This window comes from Ruegeria sp. 6PALISEP08 (genome assembly GCF_001238295.1).
GTDB lineage: Bacteria > Pseudomonadota > Alphaproteobacteria > Rhodobacterales > Rhodobacteraceae > Ruegeria.
The window spans coordinates 234,544-252,272 of sequence record NZ_LGXZ01000004.1; the positions used below are offsets into that span (position 1 = coordinate 234,544).

Below are 17,729 nucleotides of genomic sequence, written 5' to 3' on the forward strand. Positions count from 1 at the left end.
AATGGACAGCGCATTCCTGATAACCGCGTTCACGACGCTATTTGTGGTCCTTGATCCACCCGCGCAAACACCGATCTTTGTGGCACTGACTCAGGGCATGGACTGGAACACGCGCCGGTCCATCGCGGTTCGGGCGTGCCTGACCGCGGGCTTCATTCTGACCCTGTTCGCCGCGTTCGGTGAAGCTCTTTTGGGGTTTGTCGGCATCTCGATGGAGGCGTTTCGCGTTGCAGGGGGCGTTCTGCTGTTCCTGACCGCGCTCGACATGCTGTTCGAACGCCGCACCAAACGGCGCGAAAGCAGCGCCGAGGAAGAGGAACATCCGGACCCGTCCGTCTTTCCCTTGGGCATCCCGCTGATCGCCGGCCCCGGCTCGATTGCAACGATGATTCTGCTTGCGGGTCAGCAGCCCGGCATTCAGGGTCTTGCCGTTGTCATTGGCGTCATGCTTGTCGTTCTGGCGATGGTATTCGTGATGTATCTGACATCCGGCGCTGTGGCGCGTGTTCTGGGCAAGACCGGGCTGAATGTTCTGACCCGTTTGTTGGGTATGTTGCTGGCAGCGCTTTCGGTACAGTTCATTCTGGATGGCCTCAAAGCCTTTGGTTTTGCCGCATAAACCCCCATATTGCGTAGTACTGGCTGAAGTGGGGATACGCGAATGGAAGGCGTAAATATCGGACAACTGGTCTATCTGGTCGCACTTGGCCTGGCGGTTGCGTTCTGGTTCGTTTCGCAAAATCGCCAGTCCCTGAACAAGACGTTGCAGCAGGTGATGGCCTGGGTGTTCATCTTTGTTGGCGTCATCGCTGTTATCGGCCTGTGGGAAGACATCCGGTCTTCGGTTGTCCCCGCCCCGCAGATGACCGTTTCGGGCGAAACGATCGAGGTGCCCCGCGCCTATGATGGCCATTATTACCTGCCAGTTTTGGTGAATGGCGAGCCGATCAACTTTCTTGTCGACACCGGTGCCAGCCAGATCGTGCTGAGCGCACAGGATGCCGAACGCGCAGGCATCGACCCCAATCAACTGAACTATTTCGGACGCGCCCTGACCGCCAATGGCGAGGTGCGCACCGCTCCGGTCCGGCTTGAAACCCTGACTGTTGGCCCCATCACGGATCAAAACGTTTCAGCCTGGGTCAATGAGGGCGAGTTGCACAAGTCCCTGCTGGGGATGGATTACCTGCATCGGTTTTCGAATATCCAGTTTGCAGACGGGCGCATGATCCTGTCGCGCTGACCTCTTTGGAATCGCATTCGATTATTGAGAACAAAATAGGAACATGCTAAACTGTCCGCATGTCTGCCCATCTTCTCGATCAAAGACCCGCGCGCGCTGCTCCCGGGTTGAGCCTACATAATCAGATCACTCTGCAACTGGGCCGCGTGCATGAGGCATGTGGCCCAGCCCGACGTAGCTTTGCCATGTGGCTGGCCGGCCAGACACAGGGCCCGGTCTTGTGGATTTCCCCCACGTGGGAACCCGGCCAGCTAAACCCCGATGGGATGATGGCCTTTGCCGATCCGGCCCGGTTCATCTTTGTTCATCCCACCCGTGCCGAGGATCTTCTGTGGTGCATGGAAGAGGCACTGCGCAGCGGGGCGATCCCACTGATCATCGGCGACCTGCCGGGCGCGCCGGGTCTGACACCGATACGTCGGATGCATCTGGCCGCAGAACAGGGCGGCACGATGGGGCGGGCTCCGCTTGGCCTGCTGCTGACCCCTGGTGACGGTGGCGCGCAAGGGGTCGAGACGCGCTGGCACATGGCTGCGGCCCATCAGGGCGAGGCCCGGCGCTGGACCCTGACCCGCCGCCGCGCACGCGCCCTGCCCCCGATCACATGGCAGGCCAGCATGACCGCCGCCCGCGCAGGGCTGGAGTTGATCCGGCCCCAGACCGATGATGCTTTGGGGTAACACGGCAAATCGCTCACCCAAGATGTGATTGGCTAAACGCAGGGCACCACCCTAGCGTTTATGCACACGCAAAAGATGCACCTGGCCACCAGTGACCGCCATCTTTGCAAACAAGATCTGAATAAAAGGGACCACCCGCGCGTTAACCAAGAGTTACCCCCAGCGCTCTAACGTCAAGGCACAGGCGCACACAACAAATTCGAACACCCCCGAAACACCAGCACAGGCAAGAGGAACCTTCATGACCAGAATGACCAGACGGGCCGTGATAGCCGGGTTGGTGGCATGGCCGGCACTTACCTCTGCGCAGACCGCATTGATCCCTTACGCTCTGGCGTCCAAAGGCACATCGGTTGGATTCACCTTCGATCTGTCCGGGGTTTCGCAATCTGGCACGATGCCGATCCAATCGGCTACAATAAAACTGGACACAAAGCGTCTGCAAAACAGCAAAGTCGACGTGATCCTGAACGTTGCCAATGCGCGAACCAATTTACCGTTTGCGCGCGGCCCCATGCTGGGGGAAAGCGTGCTGAACGCCGATGCACATCCGACCATTCGCTTTACCTCGACCAAAATCCAACTCGGTCCGAGCGGGCGCATTTCGGACGGGGCCACCATTACAGGAGACCTCACCGTGCGTGGCATAACCCACCCTGTGATCCTCGACGCCGCGCTGTACCGCCCGCCAGGCAGCGCAGCGGATGACCTCAACGCCCTTTCGATCCGCCTGACAGGAACACTGGACCGCCACGCTTTTGGGGCCTCTGGCTATCCCGAACTGGTCGATGACACAGTCGGGCTGAACATCCGCGCCGAGATCACGCGCCAGAACTAAACAACGAAACTGCAAAAAACGACACACGAGGGTCGATTAGACACGCGCAACCGGTCTGAGTGCGTTATGCCTGACCTCACTATGCGCACGATCATTTCATTTGCCGCCCTGTTTCTTTCGGTCATTCTGCTGCAGCTCTCTACGGGCGGCGTGGGTCCACTCGATGCCATCTCGGGCATCACGCTGAATTTCACAACGGAACAGATCGGTCTGTTGGGCTCGTCCCATTTTATCGGCTTTTTCGTCGGGTGCTGGTGGGCCCCGCGCCTGATGGGCAATATTGGGCATTCACGCGCTTTTGCCGTATGCACCGCATTGGGCTCAATGGGGCTTATTGGACACACTCTGACGGACGACCCTTACATCTGGGCCGCATTACGGATCGCATCGGGGACCTGTGTTGCGGGCAGCTATACGGTGATCGAAGCCTGGCTGAACGCCAAGGTCAACAACGAGACACGCGGGCGCGCCATGGGAACCTATCGGATTGTCGATATGGGCGCGTCTCTTGGTGCGCAATTAATCATCGCGGTACTGCCGCCTGCGTCTTACGTTTCGTACAACCTACTGGCTATTTTGTGCTGTGCCGCGCTGCTGCCACTGACATTGACCAAAGCCAGCCAACCCAAAACACCCGACGCGCCGCGATTGCGTCCGAAACTGGCCTGGCGCAGCTCTCCTCTGGCGGTGGCAGGCGTGATCGTCGCCGCGCTCAGTTCGGCCTCTTTCCGCATGGTCGGCCCGGTTTACGGGCAAGAGGTCGGCCTGGGTGTCGATCAGATCGCCTTCTTCCTGGCCTCGTTCGTATTGGGTGGTGCGCTGGCACAATACCCCGTGGGCTGGTTGGCCGACAAATATGATCGGCGCTGGGTGCTGATCTGGCTATCTGCAGCTGCGGTGCTCAGTTGTGGAGTAACAATGATGGCAAGTGGCAGCGGGACCGTTGGTGTGATGTCGGCGGCAGTTTTCTTTGGCCTGACAACCTTTCCGATCTTCTCGGTCTCTTCCGCCCACGCAAATGACTTTGCCACTACCGAGGAACGTGTTGAACTATCGGCCGCGCTGATGTTCTGGTTTGCGCTGGGGGCCATCGCGTCGCCCTATATCTCGTCGACCTTGATCCAAAAGTTCGGCCCCGAAGCCCTATTTGCCTTCGTCGCATTTGGACATGCCTTCCTGATCATCTTTGGTCTGGCCCGGATGCGGTCGCGGCCTACACCAGATGAGCGTACGAACTACGTCTACGCTCCGCGGACTTCGTTCACGATAGGTCGGCTATTAAAACGGTCGCGGGAAAAGTAAAAAGGGCCGGGAAGCACCCGGCCCTTTCAACCATTTCGAGGGACAGTTGCGTCAGTGCTCGGTACGCGATTCTTCTGCTGGTTCTTCAGCTTCTGCGGGCTCAACAGTCTGCTCCAGAGCACCGTTTACAACGCCGCCAACACCGTTTTCCATCGACAGGCCCAATTCTTCGCCCAGTTTCTTGAGCGCGGGCATCTGGACGGCCATGCCCATGATTGAATCCAGCGCTTGGTTGACCACCGGCTTGTCGCTGTTCGCCGTGCCGCCGCCTGACGCACCGGCACCAATGCCACCGACCTGATGGATCTTGATCGAGTCGATCTTTTCGGCTGGTTTGACCATTTCCGAGATGATCGAGGGCATGGCTTCGATCCGCGCCAGATCTACCTTCATGCGGATTTGCGCGGCGGACAGAGCGTTGTCGGCCTCGACAATCGCACGTTTACCTTCGGCTTCGGCCAGCATGTCGTTCTTCTTGGCTTCGGCACGAATGTTGAGCGCGTCGGCATCGGCCTGAGCTTCCTCGCGCCGGGCTTCGGCACGGTCGGCGGCGGCCTCTTTCTCGGCCTGTGCAGCGAGGCGGATCGCGGTTGCCTGACGTTCTGCTTCGCGGGCAGCTTCGATCAGAACGATCTGCTTCTGACGTTCGGCCTCGGCCACTTCACGGGCGGTCACGACAGATTCGGTCGCTTTGGTCGCCTCAGCACGGGCCAGATCCGCCGACGCACGCGCGCGGCTTTCCTCTTCGGATTTCTGCGCGATGATGATCTGGCGCTCTTGCTCGGCCACTTCGATTTCGCGCTCTTTGGAGATTTCCGCATCGCGGATCTTGCGCTCACGCTCGATCTCGGCTGCACGGATGGCTTCTTCACGGGCGATCCGGGCGCGTTCTGTTTCACGTACCGAGTCTTCGGTCCGCGCTGCAATCTCGGCCTCTTGGGCCACGCGCAGGGTTTCCACCATTTGCGTCTGTTCAATACGCGCCTGTTCTTCGTCCTTTTCGATCAATAGCTTCTGACGCTGTGCTTCCATCGCCGCACCTCGACCTCGGCATCCGCATCAATCTGCGCGCGCTCTTTCTTTGAAGTCGCGATAACCTCGGCCAGCTTGCGCATACCCACCGCGTTAAACGCGTTGTTCTCATCCAAAGCTGCTAACGGGGTCTGGTCCAGCGCGGTCAGCGAGACGGATTCCAGCGACAGGCCGTTTTTCAGCAGATCCTCGGACACCGCATTCTGCACTTCCTGCACAAAGTCGGCGCGGTTTTCGTGCAAACCGTCCATGGTCATCTGAGCGGCCACGGCACGCAGACCGTCAATCAGCTTGCCTTCGATCATTTCGCGCAGCTGTTCGACGTCGAAAGTACGTGAGCCAAGCGTTTGGGCCGCGCGGGCGATCCCTTCTTCGGTCGCCATGACCGAGACGTAGAACTCAACACCCACGTCCACACGCATCCGGTCTTGAGTGATCAACGCGGCCTCGCCGCTGCGTTGCACCTCAAGGCGCAGGGTCTTCATGTTGACCGGGCTGACCTCGTGGAGCAACGGCACGATGATAGCACCTGCATCCATAAAAACTTTCTTTCCGCCCTGCCCCGTCTTGACCAGACTGATTTCTCTTGTTGCCCGTTTAAAAAGTCGGGCCATCACAAGTCCGATGAACAGAATAACGGCTAAGACCACCGCAACATTAATGACTAGGAATGAGAGTTCCATGCAAAATCCTCCGATTTAAGGGTTTGAAATTTGATTAGTCTGACAAGCCGACCAGAACGAACCGGTCGCGCCGTCTGTCGCGCAGCACCAAAACCTCGGTGCCTTGCTCAAGGATGTCTTTGTCCTGCAGCGGCTCGGCCCGCAGGTGATGCGTGTTGCCGAACCGGTCCATCACCCGCACCTCTGCCGCGCGCCCGCATGAAGCAGTCCCTTGCGAGATCACGCCCCGGCGGCGGGCCAGCATCCGTTCCGACATTGCCTCGGTCTCGGTCTTGGGCAACAGCCGGGCAAAGACTGTGCCAAAGCCACGCGCAAACCACAGGCCAAACGCACCGGCAGGAATGGCCGCGATCCAACTGGGCAGGTCAAATCCCAGCTGATCGCGCAGCGCCAGTTGCAGGCCGATACCCGACAGGCCGAAACCTGCCAACAGAACCACCAGCCAGATCATGAACGGTACTTTGCCGATCCCCAGCCAGGCCATCGGGCCTGCCGCGGCTGCCTGAGGTACATCCGTATCGATCTCGGCCAGTTCGAATTCGCTCAGATCGATATCTGCATCGATATCAAGATCGAAATCCGCGGCATCCAGATCCGGGGCATCCACCACGTCCAGATCAACCTCGCCCTCACCCGCCAGCAAACTTCCCCCCAACACCAAAGCAATCAGCTCCAGTGCCAGCAGGCCGAACAACGGCGCAAGTGCCATTGTGAATGGTACAAATGCACCTTCGAGCAGGAAGTCGAACATCAATGAATGGCCCTCGTTATTGTATACTTTAGTATACATTGGATGTGGGTAGTCTTAACGAAATTTCAAGAGGTTGTGATTCTGGAATTCAACCTAAGGGTGGTGTCTCCCCCCGCCCGTATACAATCCGAAATCCGGTGTCAGGTGTTTTTTTATTGCCGATCATTGCTTTTCAGGGCGCAGGTGCGAAACCCGGCCTTTTGCTGACGGACGACATAAGGTAGACGGGCGCGCAGACAGATATGCGGAAGCGGAACATGGCTCGGATTCTCATCACCTCAGCGATCCCCTACATCAACGGGATCAAGCACCTCGGCAACCTGATCGGCTCGCAACTGCCAGCCGATCTGTATGCGCGTTACCAGCGTGCCCGGGGGAATGAGGTCATGTTCCTGTGCGCCACGGATGAACACGGCACGCCGGCCGAACTGGCTGCCGCCAAGGCAGGCAAGCCGGTGGCCGAGTACTGCGCCGACATGTATACGGTTCAGGCCGATATCGCCAAACGGTTTGGCCTCAGCTTCGATCACTTCGGTCGTTCGTCAAGCGACCAGAACAAGCGTCTGACCCAGCATTTTGCGGGTAAGTTGGATGACGCGGGTCTGATCCGCGAAGTCAGCGAGAAACAGGTCTATTCCAACGCCGATGGCCGCTTTTTGCCCGACCGCTATATCGAAGGCACCTGCCCTAATTGCGGCTATGAGCGCGCGCGCGGTGACCAGTGCGAAAACTGCACCAAACAGCTGGACCCGACAGACCTGATTGAGCCACGTTCGGCCATTTCCGGCTCGACCGATCTGGAAGTGCGCGAGACCAAGCATCTGTATCTGCGCCAATCGGCGATGAAGGATCAGTTGGATGCGTGGATCGACAGCAAAATTCCTCCCAGATTTCGAAATGAATTATTGGGAGGCGATAGCGAAGGGTGGACTAAGACCGAAGATCTTTCGGGATTTAAAGAGAACCCGTATTGGCCAACACTAACAACCTCAATTGCCAAGAAGTGGCTGCATGACGGCGACGGCCTGCAAGACCGGGGCATCACCCGCGATCTGGACTGGGGCGTGCCGGTCAAAAAAGGCGATCAGGATTGGCCAGGGATGGAAGGCAAGGTCTTCTATGTGTGGTTCGACGCGCCGATCGAATACATTGCCTGCGCCAAGGAATGGGCCGATGCCAATGGCAGGACCGACGCCGATTGGGAGCGCTGGTGGCGCACCGACAAAGGCGCAGACGACGTGCGTTATGTCCAGTTCATGGGCAAGGACAACGTGCCTTTCCATACGCTGTCTTTCCCGGCGACCATTCTGGGCACCAACACGCATAATGAAGTGAGCGGATCATCCGAGCAATGGAAGCTGGTCGATTATATCAAGTCGTTCAACTACCTGAACTATGATGGCGGCCAGTTCTCGACCTCGCAAGGTCGCGGCGTGTTCATGGACCAGGCGCTGGAAATCCTGTCCGCCGACTACTGGCGCTGGTGGCTGCTCAGCCATGCCCCTGAAAGCAGCGACAGTGAGTTCACCTGGGAAAACTTCCAGCAATCGGTGAACAAGGACCTCGCCGACGTTCTGGGTAACTTTGTCAGCCGGATTACCAAGTTCTGCCGCTCGAAGTTCGGTGAAGCCGTGCCGGAAGGCGGCAACTATGGCGATCGTGAAAACGCTCTGATCAACGAACTCACCAAACGTGTTCGCGCTTATGAAGGGCATATGGAGGCAATGGAGGTGCGCAAATCGGCGCAGGAGTTGCGGGCGATTTGGGTTGCTGGCAACGAATATCTTCAGGCCGCAGCCCCATGGTCAACCTTTAAGGAAGACCCCGAGCAGGCGGCCGCTCAGGTGCGCCTGGGTCTGAACCTGATCCGTCTGTACTCCGTGCTGAGCGCTCCGTTCATTCCTGACACTTCGGCCCGCATGTTGAGCGCGATGAACACGCTCGACACTGCCTGGCCGGAAGACATGGCTGCAGCGCTCAGCGCCCTGCCCGCGGGTCACGACTTTACCGTGCCCGACGTTCTGTTCGCCAAAGTCACGGATGAACAGCGCGAGGAGTGGCAGGAGAAATTCGCAGGCACACGCAGCTGAACAAGGCGTGATCCAAACGACAAGCGGGGGCTTTATCAGCCCCCGCATTGCGGGCTGGCATGAAACAGCTGAATATCTAAACCATCCAAAGCGCTGAAATTTTTGGCATCGCCTCTCATTGGCCCTAGATTTATCGCGCTTGAGAAATCACCGCAAAAAAGTCATCCTGACACCAAGTACTTCCGACTCGGGTCGCCTTGCCGGCGGACTCGGCATCAATTGTTTCTGTCACGTACGAGGCGTTACATGTTCCCAGCACATATTCCTTCCACCCGGACCGGCAGGCCTCTGGCCACTGCACTTTTGCTGTTGTCCCTGGGACTGGCGCACGCCGCAGTCGCGCAAGAGGAAGGCGCGCCGCCAAAAGTGTCGATTTCGGCGGCCTATACCGAAGAAATCACCGACGAGGCCACATTCATCGGGCGTGCTCAGGCAATCAACAAGGTCGACATCGTGGCCCGCGTGAACGGGTTTCTCAACAGCCGCGAGGTCGAGGATGGCGCAACTGTCAAGGAAGGGGACCTGCTGTTCACCATCGAACCCGACCTTTACGAGGCGACACTTGAGGCCCGTAAAGCTGATCTGAACCGAGCGCAGGCAAATCTCGAACTCGCAAAAGTCGATCTTGCCCGTAAAGAAGAACTTTACAAACGCGACGCCACGCCGGAATCGGAACGCGACATTGCCCGCGCCAACGAGTTGGTTGCAGAGGCAGAGGTGAAGGCAGCGAATGCCGCAATCCAACAAGCCGAGCTTGACCTGAGTTATACGCAGATTCACGCGCCGTTTGACGGGCGTATCGGCAGCATCACCACCAGCGTTGGCGACGTGGTCGGTCCAAACAACCCTCCACTGGTCAATATCGTCAGCGAAATGCCAATTTACGTGAATTTTTCTCTTAACGAAAAATTATTCACGACCGTTTTGGAAACCTATGGCGAAAACTCGGCCTCTTTGGCGGAAAGCCCGCAAAGTCCTAATGTTCACGTGATCCTGCCAAATGGAAGCGAGTTGGATGAAACCGGCAGAATCGTCTTCGTCGATAACCGCATTGATCCCTTGACCGGCGCGATCACGGTCCGCGCCCAGTTCGACAACTCAAACCGGCTGATCCTGGATGGTGCATTTGTAAACGTACAGATCGAAGCGCTGGAGCCGACCTTGCAGGTTCTTGTGCCGCAAGCCGCCTTGCAGCGCGATCAGCGGGGTGAGTTTGTTCTGGTGGTCAATGACAAACAGATGGTGGAACAGCGCTACATCACCACTGGCGACACATACGGCACCGCAATCATCGTGACCGACGGTCTGCGCGAAGGTGAAAGTGTGATTGTTGAGGGCCTGCAGAGGGTCCGCCCCGGCGTGGCTGTTGACGCGGTCGTTGCCTCTGAACAGCCGGGAGAATAACTGATGTTCTCAGCCCTGTTCATCAGCCGGCCCAAGCTGGCGCTTGTCATTTCGCTGGTGCTGACCATCATGGGCGGCATCGGCTATCTGGTGCTGCCGGTGGCGCAGTTTCCGGATATCACGCCACCTGTTGTCAGCGTTACAACCACTTATACCGGCGCGAATGCGGAAACGGTGGAAAATACTGTCGCCGCGCCGATTGAGGCGCAGGTCAACGGCGTGGACGACATGATATACATGACGTCCACTTCATCCGATAACGGCTCGTATTCTCTGAATATCACCTTCGAGGTGGGCACGGATCCAGACATCGCATCTGTCAACGTGCAGAACCGGGTAGCGCAGGCCATGTCATCGCTGCCGACCGAAGTGACGTCTTCGGGAGTGGTCACACAAAAGGCTTCGACCAACATGCTGTTGCTGGTGACGTTGACCTCACCGAAGGGCACCTATGACAGTGTGTTTTTGTCGAACTATGCCTCGATCAACCTGCGCGACGCGCTGGCACGCGTGCAGGGCGTTGGTAAAGCCGATGTTCTGACCAACCTGGAATACGCAATGCGGATCTGGATGGATCCCGACAAGATGGCAGCGCTGTCCATCACTCCGGGCGACGTGATAAACGCAATCCGTGAACAGAATATCGAAGTGTCCGCCGGTTCGATTGGCGCGCCTCCGGTGCCTGAAGGGCAGACGTTTCAGTACACGATCAAATCCAAGGGTCGTCTGACTTCGGCGGATGAATTTGGCGACATCGTGATCCGCACCGGTGCCGATGGCGCGATTGTCCGCGTCAAAGACATCGCACGTACAGAACTAGGCGCACAGTTTTATTCGGCTTCGGGCTATTTCCAAGCGGTCCCGGCCACAGTGATAGGCATCTATCAAGCCCCTGGCGCCAACGCTCTGGCGGTCTCGGACCGCGTACAGGCTGAACTGGACCGCCTGTCCCGCGCGTTTCCCACCGATATCGAATATGATGTGCCTTTCAACACAACTGACTTCGTCGAGTCTTCTCTGAACGACGTGGTTTCGACCCTGATCCTGACCTTCATCCTCGTGATCTCGGTGGTTTTCGTGTTCCTGGGAAGCTGGCGTGCCACGATCATTCCCGCTGTGGCCATCCCGGTTTCTTTGATAGGTACCTTTGCCTTCTTGCTGGCTTTTGGCATGTCGTTGAACACGATCTCTCTGTTTGCGCTGGTCCTTGCCATCGGGATTGTGGTGGATGACGCCATCGTCGTGGTTGAAAATGTTGAACGCATCATCGCCGACGAAGGGCTGCCTCCTGCTGAGGCGACCCGAAAAGCGATGGGCCAGATCACTGGCCCGGTTATCGCAACCACGCTGGTTCTGTTGGCGGTTTTTGTGCCGGTCACCTTTATGCCCGGCATCTCGGGACGGCTCTATTCTCAGTTCGCAGTCACGATCTCAACCGCTGTTGTGATTTCGTCCATCAACGCGCTGACCCTGTCGCCCGCGCTGTGTGGGTTGGTTCTTCAGGCACGATCTGGCCCGCCCAAAGGGCTGCTTGCCGTGTTCGAAAGCTTCATCGGCACCGTGCGCAATGGTTATGTCGCCATTGTACGAAAGCTGTTGGTTTTTCCGGCCATTGCACTGGCCATCGTGGTTGGGCTTGGCATGGGAACGGGAACGATCATGTCGAACACCTCATCCGGGTTTATCCCGCTTGAGGACAACGGCTATCTGTTCGTCGACGTGCAATTGCCCGATGCGGCGACGTTGGAACGGACCGAGGCTGTGACCGCCCGCCTTGACGATCAGCTGCGCGAAATCCCCGGCGTGGCCAGCACGGTTCTGGTCAACGGCTTTTCGCTGCTGAACGGTACGATCACCAACGGCGCTGCTATCTTTGTGAACCTCGACAACTGGAGCGAGCGGCAGGAAGACGACCTGAGTGCTGATGCTATCCTCGCCAAAGTACTGGCGATATCCAACAGCGAGTCAGCTGCCTCAATCGTTGCCTTCAACCCGCCGCCCATCCAGGGTCTCGGCATGTCTGCCGGGGTTGAAATGGAGGTACAGCAAACCGGTGGAGGCACGCCTCAGGATCTGGCCTCAGCTGTGGGTTCGTTCGTGTATTCGGCCAATCAAAGGGCCGAGATCGGGCAAGCCTATACAACCTTCCGCGCCAACGTTCCGCAGCTTTTCGTGGATCTGGATCGTGAAAAAGCCAAGACGCTCAACGTCTCGGTGGCCGAAGTTTTTCAGACCATGCAGGCGCAATTGGGGTCTTACTATGTAAATGACTTCAACCTGTTTGGCCGCGTCTATCGCGTCATGATCCAGGCTGATGGCACCTATCGCGACAATGTCGATGATATCGCCAATCTCTACGTCCGTTCGCAGAATGGTGACATGGTGCCTTTGGGCACACTGATCGACGTGGAAAACGTATTGGGGCCGGTTCTGCTGAAACGGCACAACCTGTTCCGGTCGGCCACGGTGACAGCTGTACCCGCGCCCGGCCTGTCCAGTGGTGACGCCATCACGGTGATGACAGAGGAATCCCAAACCGCCCTGCCCCCCGGATATGCGTTCGAATGGACCGGCACGGCCCAGCAACAGCTGGCCTCGGGCAGTCTGGTGGTCATCATTCTGGGGCTTGCGATCCTGTTCGGATACCTGTTCCTGGTTGGTCAGTATGAAAGCTGGACCTTGCCCGTCTCGATCCTGCTGTCCGTGGTCGTGGCCCTGTTCGGGGCGGTGGCGGCGGTCGCCATCGTCGGCAGTGACATCAATCTTTATACGCAGATCGGGATGATCATGCTGGTGGGGCTGGCGTCGAAAAACGGCATTTTGATCGTTGAATTTGCGATGGAGCAACGCGCCAAGGGCTTGTCGATCAAAGAAGCCGCAGCCGAGGCCGCGCATCAACGTTTCCGCGCTGTGATGATGACTGCCTTGTCCTTCCTGCTGGGGGTTGTGCCGCTGCTGGCCGCCAACGGTGCCGGTGCTGCCAGCCAGAAGGCGATTGGTGTGGCTGTGTTCGGCGGCATGTTGGCCGCGACGCTGGTTGGTGTGATCGTGGTTCCGGTGCTCTACGCCCTCATGCAAAGCATGAGAGAGTGGTTGAAAGGCAGCAAAAAAGATCCCGACCCGTCCGAGTCCGCGGCCTGATCCTGTATTTAACCCCGCCTCAACGGCGGGGTTTTTTCCTAGCGTGATCTTGCGCGGCGCCGTTTGGCAATCTCGTGGATCACCTGTTTCGCGTCGACCGGCGGTTCCTGCTCGATCCTGCGATACTCTGATCCATCCCTGCGCCGCGTCAGCAACCCGCAAGAAATCATCGTGCGCCGCAAGGTGGCAGGGTCATCGAAGCAATGCTCGGCATTGAGATAGGCGTTGACCTCGGCCTCGTTTACGGCCCTACCCGCTGGCACTGCAGCCCAAAGAGCCCAAAGTGACAGGTTTTGCACTGAACGCTTCGAGGGCCACTGCCGCAACCTGCCGTTTGCGTCGAACAGATGAAGCGCGCGTTCTACTGTTCGCGCATTGGCCGCTGGCGGGTCCGAGCGCGCCTGCAATCTGCGACTGGCGGCGCTGTCGGCGCGCATATGTTGTACATTCTGATAACCTGCCGCGCGCGCGACCATGTTCATCAGAGTCAAGTGCGAGGGGCTGGCCTCTCCCAACTGGGTGGCCAAGGTTCGAACAAAGGGGGTCAGATCATCCACATGCAAAGGGACTGGTATCTTGCTCATCACACATCCAAATCGGGCGTTCTGTGCATTCGTTGGCCGCTGACCTGACGAAGCAACGCCCTGAGTGTTGCGATGTCAATCATCCGTTAAAGGCAGGTTTAGCACTCTAAGAAAGAGCAACGGCGCCTCGGTGTCTGCCGACCGTGCCCCAAGGGCTAGCATAACAGGGGTCCACCGCCAAGGGGCCTGCAAACCCTGTCACGCGCTGCGCCGCTCGGCCATCCAGCTATCGATCCGCGCGATTTGCTCGTCACTGAGCCGAAGCCCCAGCTTGTTGCGTCGCCAGACGACATCTTCGGCAGTGCGGGCATATTCCTTGTCCATCAACCAAGCGACCTCTTGCGCGGTCAGGGTTGCGCCAAAATCCTCACCCAGGTCAGACACCTGTTTTGCACCACCTATTATCTCGCGCGCCTCGGTCCCGTAGGCGCGGATCAAGCGGGCCGCCCATGCTGGGTCGAGGAACGGGTATTCCGCCAGAAGATCGCTTTGAAGGGTGTCGACGGCTTCCACCGGAAAGTCTCCACCGGGCAGAGCAACTCCGGCAGTCCAGGGTTTGGGCAGGTCCGGAAAGAAATCGGCCACTTTTTCCAACGCGCTTTCTGCAAGCCTGCGATAGGTGGTGATTTTGCCACCAAACACGTTCAAGACAGGCGCCCCACCCTGCGCATCGACTTTCAGCGTATAGTCTCGCGTCGCCGCTGTGGCGCTGCTGGCCCCATCGTCATACAGCGGGCGCACACCGGAATACGTCCAGACAATATCATCGCGGGTCACGGCGCGTTGGAAGTATTTTGACGCGAACGCACACAAATACTCCTGCTCGGTCTCGGTACATACCGGCGCGGTGGACGGATCCGGATGATCCTGATCGGTCGTGCCAATCAGGGTAAAGTCCTGCTCGTAGGGAATGGCAAAGATGATGCGGCCATCTTCGCCTTGAAAGAAATAACACTTGTCGTGATCGTACAATCTAGGTGTCACAATATGACTGCCGCGCACCAGCCGAACGCCTTCGCGCGAGTTCACGCGAATTTTGGTCTGGATGATGTCGCCGACCCACGGACCACCTGCGTTGATCAACATTCTGGCCTGGATCACACGGGTCTGGTTACTGTCCCGATCCCGCACCGTCACCTCCCACAGATCACCCACCCGCTCGGCCGAGATCACTTTGGTCCGCACCATGATCTGCGCACCTCGCGCCTCAGCATCACGCGCATTCAGGACCACCAGACGGGAATCCTCGATCCAACAGTCGGAGTACTCATAGGCCGTTTCGAACCTGTCTTGCAAAGGGGCCCCTTCCGGTGCAGTGCGCAGGTTCAGCGACGTGGTTCCGGGCAGGATTTTGCGCCCGCCAAGGTTGTCATACAGGAACAACCCCAAACGGATCAGCCAAGCCGGACGCCGCCCACGCATCCATGGCATCACCGTGCTGAGCAAGCGAGAGGTCGGCGTTTCCGAGTCAAACCGCATGTCCTTGTGGTAAGGCAACACAAAGCGCATCGGCCAACTGATATGTGGCATCGCTCGCAGCAGGGTTTCACGTTCGATCAGTGCCTCGCGGACCAACCGAACTTCAAAAAACTCCAGGTATCGCAACCCGCCATGAAACAGCTTGGTCGAGGCCGAAGACGTAGCCGATGCCAGATCGTTCATTTCCGCCAGTGTCACCGACAAGCCCCGCCCGGCGGCGTCCCGTGCGATACCACAGCCATTGATGCCGCCACCAATGATGAAAAGGTCTGTGATCTGATCGTCCGTCGACTGCATATCGTTTGATTCCTCGCGAGGCATTGTCTGGCGCATTAGCCCGAAAGTCATTCGCTTGGTCAATGTTTATGTTCGTTTATTTTCTTTTTGCAACGCTGATATGAAAAATTCGCAGCCCTTCTTGCCAAACTTACCCAAAAGAACAAAAACGAAGGAACGCGTTTTTGAGTGGACCCGCCCCATGTCTCTGTCTTTTCGCCAATCCGACATTCTGGACATCGCCAGTACCGAAGGGCGCGTCACGGTTGACGGGTTGGCTGAACGTTTTGGCGTCACTGTTCAGACGATCCGGCGCGATCTGACGGAACTGGCTGATGCCGGTAAACTTGACCGGGTCCATGGCGGCGCTGTTTTGCGATCAGGCGTGTCCAATATCGGCTACGACGACCGACGTGCGCTGAACGCGGATGCCAAAACGCGCATCGCACAAGCCTGCGCTGCGGAGATTCCGGATGGCGCGTCGATCTTCATGAATATTGGCACCTCGACCGAGGCCGTGGCGCGACAAATGCTGAGCCATAAGAACCTGATGGTCGTGACGAACAACATGAACGTCGCCAACATCCTTATTGAAAACCCAGATTGCGAAGTTGTCATGGCTGGCGGTATTCTGCGGCGCTCGGATGGCGGGTTGATCGGCACCCTGACTGTTTCAACCATCCAACAGTTTAAGTTTGATCTGGCCGTCATCGGATGCTCGGCGCTGGATCGAGACGGAGATCTGTTGGATTTCGATTTTCAAGAAGTTCAGGTCAGCCAAACCATCATCGCACAAGCACGGCGCACCTTTCTGGTGGCAGATCATTCAAAGTTTCAGCGTTCGGCCCCTGCACGGATCACCTCGATGTCCGAAATCGATACGATTTACACAGACGTTCATCTGCCGGGTGATCTACCGCAACACTGTCGGGAGTGGCGAACAGAAGTCGTTCTCTGCGCGTAGTAACTTTCGCACTTCAACGTTTGGGTGAATTGCGCAGCTTGTCAGATGCCGTTCAGCCTGACACTATCCACTACATGTTACAATGCGCACGGGAGGGGAAGACCGGGCCATGATTGCTTTATTATTTCTGCTGTTTACCGTCACAATGGGGCTCAACTATTTCAACCTGACTAAGGTCGGCAACGTGCTGTTTTTCGCCACGTTGGCTCTCAGCATCTATTGGTTGAAATTCCACGCCACCAGCCAACTGACAATTCAACTTTGAGGGGACCGGCATGACACCTGAACTGTCCCGCACGCTCAACGCGCTGGGTATGCTTGCCGTCTGCCTTGTCTTGGCTTTGGCGTTTTTCTATCAGCTTGTTCTTTACGAACTGCCTTGCCCACTTTGCTTATTGCAACGTGTTGGGCTTGTGGCGGTTGGTGTGGGGCTTGGCTTGAACCTGCTCTATGGCGCTAGACCACAACATTATGCCATTGTGCTGATCGCAGCACTGTACGGCGGCAGTGTTTCGATCCGCCAAATCCTGCTGCATATCGTACCCGGAACAGGCCACTACGGATCACCGGTTCTGGGGCTCCACTATTACACATGGGCCGGGATCGCTTTTTTCCTCATCTTGCTGGGCACGGCGATCATGCTGATGTTTGAGCGTCAGTACGACCACGACGTGTCCGCAGAGCCGAAATTTGGGGGAAACAAACTGGCCAAAACAGCCTTTTTCATCATGCTGGCACTGGCTGTGGTGAATGCCGGGTCAACCCTGCTGGAATGCGGTCCCGGCATCTGCGCTGACCCGCCGACAAGCTACAAATTGATTGACGAACTGGACGCGGACGACGGAGGATAAGACAACCTTCGCCCGAAAAGGAGGCACGAGCTTGGGACTATTGGGGCAGCCGCTAGGCTATTACGACTATCTGACTTTCGTGGCGTTGATCCTGCTGCTTGCGGCGGTGATGGCGTTGTTTCTCTTCCTCATGGGGCTTCCGGGGCGGATCGCAATTAAACGCAATCACCCTCATGCCGAAGCCGTCAAGATCATGGGATGGATGGGATTTCTGGCCGTGGTCCCATGGGTCCACGCCTTTATGTGGGCGTTCCATGATGGAATCACCGTCGACATACGCCGGGGCCCAGACGAAGAGAAAGATGCCATTCGCGACGAAATCAAACGTCTGGGCGGCAAGATCAGGCCCGAGTATCAGGATCGTCTGGACACAGACGATACGCAGAAAAGCTAAGGCCGAAGGAAACCAAC

15 protein-coding genes and 1 pseudogene are annotated in these 17,729 nt (G+C 57.7%); 12 read left to right on the forward strand and 4 right to left on the reverse strand.

Annotation, left to right across the window (positions count from 1 at the left end; genetic code table 11):
- Position 1 precedes the first annotated feature (1 nt).
- The 5 genes from ALB80_RS08315 to ALB80_RS08335 all read left to right on the forward strand — a co-directional run bounded on the left by ALB80_RS08315 (position 2) and on the right by ALB80_RS08335 (position 4,063).
- Complete coding sequence (locus tag ALB80_RS08315; protein ID WP_050603578.1) at positions 2–619, forward strand: MarC family protein; 618 nt, start codon at positions 2–4, stop codon at positions 617–619.
- A 42-nt stretch (positions 620–661) separates the two neighbouring features.
- Entirely contained in the window at positions 662–1,243 is a 582-nt protein-coding gene (locus tag ALB80_RS08320; RefSeq protein ID WP_050603579.1) for a TIGR02281 family clan AA aspartic protease, read from the forward strand.
- 59 nt (positions 1,244–1,302) lie between these two features.
- The gene (locus tag ALB80_RS08325) at positions 1,303–1,923 is read left to right on the forward strand and encodes an ImuA family protein (RefSeq protein WP_050603580.1); all 621 of its coding nucleotides are present in this window, start codon (positions 1,303–1,305) and stop codon (positions 1,921–1,923) included.
- Between the two features lie 241 nt (positions 1,924–2,164).
- Complete coding sequence (locus ALB80_RS08330; RefSeq protein ID WP_050603581.1) at positions 2,165–2,761, forward strand: YceI family protein; 597 nt, start codon at positions 2,165–2,167, stop codon at positions 2,759–2,761.
- 81 nt (positions 2,762–2,842) lie between these two features.
- Positions 2,843–4,063: an MFS transporter gene (locus ALB80_RS08335; protein ID WP_050603582.1), complete on the forward strand. Its 1,221-nt coding sequence runs from the start codon at positions 2,843–2,845 to the stop codon at positions 4,061–4,063.
- 51 nt (positions 4,064–4,114) lie between these two features.
- Here the strand turns inward: ALB80_RS08335 and ALB80_RS08340 are convergent.
- Together ALB80_RS08340 and ALB80_RS08345 are read right to left on the reverse strand one after the other, a co-directional pair.
- Positions 4,115–5,778, reverse strand: a pseudogene (locus ALB80_RS08340) (flotillin family protein).
- Between the two features lie 34 nt (positions 5,779–5,812).
- Positions 5,813–6,568, reverse strand: coding sequence for an OB-fold-containig protein (locus ALB80_RS08345; RefSeq protein ID WP_253276836.1), 756 nt, complete (start codon positions 6,566–6,568; stop codon positions 5,813–5,815).
- Between the two features lie 218 nt (positions 6,569–6,786).
- Between ALB80_RS08345 and ALB80_RS08350 the strand changes: the two genes are divergently transcribed.
- From ALB80_RS08350 to ALB80_RS08360, 3 genes are all read left to right on the forward strand, one after another.
- On the forward strand, positions 6,787–8,619 hold the full coding sequence (locus ALB80_RS08350; RefSeq protein WP_050603583.1) for a methionine--tRNA ligase: 1,833 nt from the start codon (positions 6,787–6,789) through the stop codon (positions 8,617–8,619).
- A gap of 246 nt (positions 8,620–8,865) precedes the next feature.
- A complete protein-coding gene (locus tag ALB80_RS08355; RefSeq protein WP_050603584.1) occupies positions 8,866–10,023 on the forward strand; it encodes an efflux RND transporter periplasmic adaptor subunit in 1,158 nt (385 codons plus the stop codon).
- Between the two features lie 3 nt (positions 10,024–10,026).
- Complete coding sequence (locus tag ALB80_RS08360) at positions 10,027–13,164, forward strand: efflux RND transporter permease subunit (RefSeq protein WP_050603585.1); 3,138 nt, start codon at positions 10,027–10,029, stop codon at positions 13,162–13,164.
- Positions 13,165–13,202: 38 nt separating this feature from the next.
- On the opposite strand, the gene ALB80_RS08365 is transcribed toward ALB80_RS08360, so the two are convergent.
- Positions 13,203–13,748 (reverse strand): DUF2087 domain-containing protein, encoded by a 546-nt coding sequence (locus tag ALB80_RS08365; RefSeq protein ID WP_050603586.1) that lies wholly within the window; start codon positions 13,746–13,748, stop codon positions 13,203–13,205.
- A 198-nt stretch (positions 13,749–13,946) separates the two neighbouring features.
- Complete coding sequence (gene glpD / locus ALB80_RS08370) at positions 13,947–15,524, reverse strand: glycerol-3-phosphate dehydrogenase (RefSeq protein WP_050603678.1); 1,578 nt, start codon at positions 15,522–15,524, stop codon at positions 13,947–13,949.
- Between the two features lie 181 nt (positions 15,525–15,705).
- On the opposite strand from glpD, the gene ALB80_RS08375 reads away from it, so the two are divergent.
- The 4 genes from ALB80_RS08375 to ALB80_RS08385 all read left to right on the forward strand — a co-directional run bounded on the left by ALB80_RS08375 (position 15,706) and on the right by ALB80_RS08385 (position 17,712).
- The gene (locus ALB80_RS08375; protein ID WP_050603679.1) at positions 15,706–16,467 is read left to right on the forward strand and encodes a DeoR/GlpR family DNA-binding transcription regulator; all 762 of its coding nucleotides are present in this window, start codon (positions 15,706–15,708) and stop codon (positions 16,465–16,467) included.
- A 109-nt stretch (positions 16,468–16,576) separates the two neighbouring features.
- Positions 16,577–16,732, forward strand: coding sequence for a DUF5993 family protein (locus tag ALB80_RS22395; protein WP_172677873.1), 156 nt, complete (start codon positions 16,577–16,579; stop codon positions 16,730–16,732).
- 10 nt (positions 16,733–16,742) lie between these two features.
- Entirely contained in the window at positions 16,743–17,318 is a 576-nt protein-coding gene (locus ALB80_RS08380) for a disulfide bond formation protein B (RefSeq protein WP_050603587.1), read from the forward strand.
- 31 nt (positions 17,319–17,349) lie between these two features.
- Complete coding sequence (locus tag ALB80_RS08385) at positions 17,350–17,712, forward strand: DUF3302 domain-containing protein (protein WP_050603588.1); 363 nt, start codon at positions 17,350–17,352, stop codon at positions 17,710–17,712.
- Positions 17,713–17,729 lie beyond the last annotated feature (17 nt).

What these genes read in the sequence shown, in the direction of transcription:
- ALB80_RS08345 (WP_253276836.1), bottom strand. Translation starts at nt 6,568, where the DNA reads ATGTATACTAAAGTATACAATAACGAGGGCCATTCATTGATGTTCGAC.
- ALB80_RS08335 (WP_050603582.1), top strand. Translation starts at nt 2,843, where the DNA reads ATGCGCACGATCATTTCATTTGCCGCCCTGTTTCTTTCGGTCATTCTG.
- ALB80_RS08315 (WP_050603578.1), top strand. Translation starts at nt 2, where the DNA reads ATGGACAGCGCATTCCTGATAACCGCGTTCACGACGCTATTTGTGGTC.
- ALB80_RS08355 (WP_050603584.1), top strand. Translation starts at nt 8,866, where the DNA reads ATGTTCCCAGCACATATTCCTTCCACCCGGACCGGCAGGCCTCTGGCC.
- ALB80_RS08320 (WP_050603579.1), top strand. Translation starts at nt 662, where the DNA reads ATGGAAGGCGTAAATATCGGACAACTGGTCTATCTGGTCGCACTTGGC.
- glpD (WP_050603678.1), bottom strand. Translation starts at nt 15,524, where the DNA reads ATGCAGTCGACGGACGATCAGATCACAGACCTTTTCATCATTGGTGGC.
- ALB80_RS08325 (WP_050603580.1), top strand. Translation starts at nt 1,303, where the DNA reads ATGTCTGCCCATCTTCTCGATCAAAGACCCGCGCGCGCTGCTCCCGGG.
- ALB80_RS08330 (WP_050603581.1), top strand. Translation starts at nt 2,165, where the DNA reads ATGACCAGAATGACCAGACGGGCCGTGATAGCCGGGTTGGTGGCATGG.
- ALB80_RS08365 (WP_050603586.1), bottom strand. Translation starts at nt 13,748, where the DNA reads ATGAGCAAGATACCAGTCCCTTTGCATGTGGATGATCTGACCCCCTTT.
- ALB80_RS22395 (WP_172677873.1), top strand. Translation starts at nt 16,577, where the DNA reads ATGATTGCTTTATTATTTCTGCTGTTTACCGTCACAATGGGGCTCAAC.
- ALB80_RS08350 (WP_050603583.1), top strand. Translation starts at nt 6,787, where the DNA reads ATGGCTCGGATTCTCATCACCTCAGCGATCCCCTACATCAACGGGATC.
- ALB80_RS08375 (WP_050603679.1), top strand. Translation starts at nt 15,706, where the DNA reads ATGTCTCTGTCTTTTCGCCAATCCGACATTCTGGACATCGCCAGTACC.
- ALB80_RS08380 (WP_050603587.1), top strand. Translation starts at nt 16,743, where the DNA reads ATGACACCTGAACTGTCCCGCACGCTCAACGCGCTGGGTATGCTTGCC.
- ALB80_RS08360 (WP_050603585.1), top strand. Translation starts at nt 10,027, where the DNA reads ATGTTCTCAGCCCTGTTCATCAGCCGGCCCAAGCTGGCGCTTGTCATT.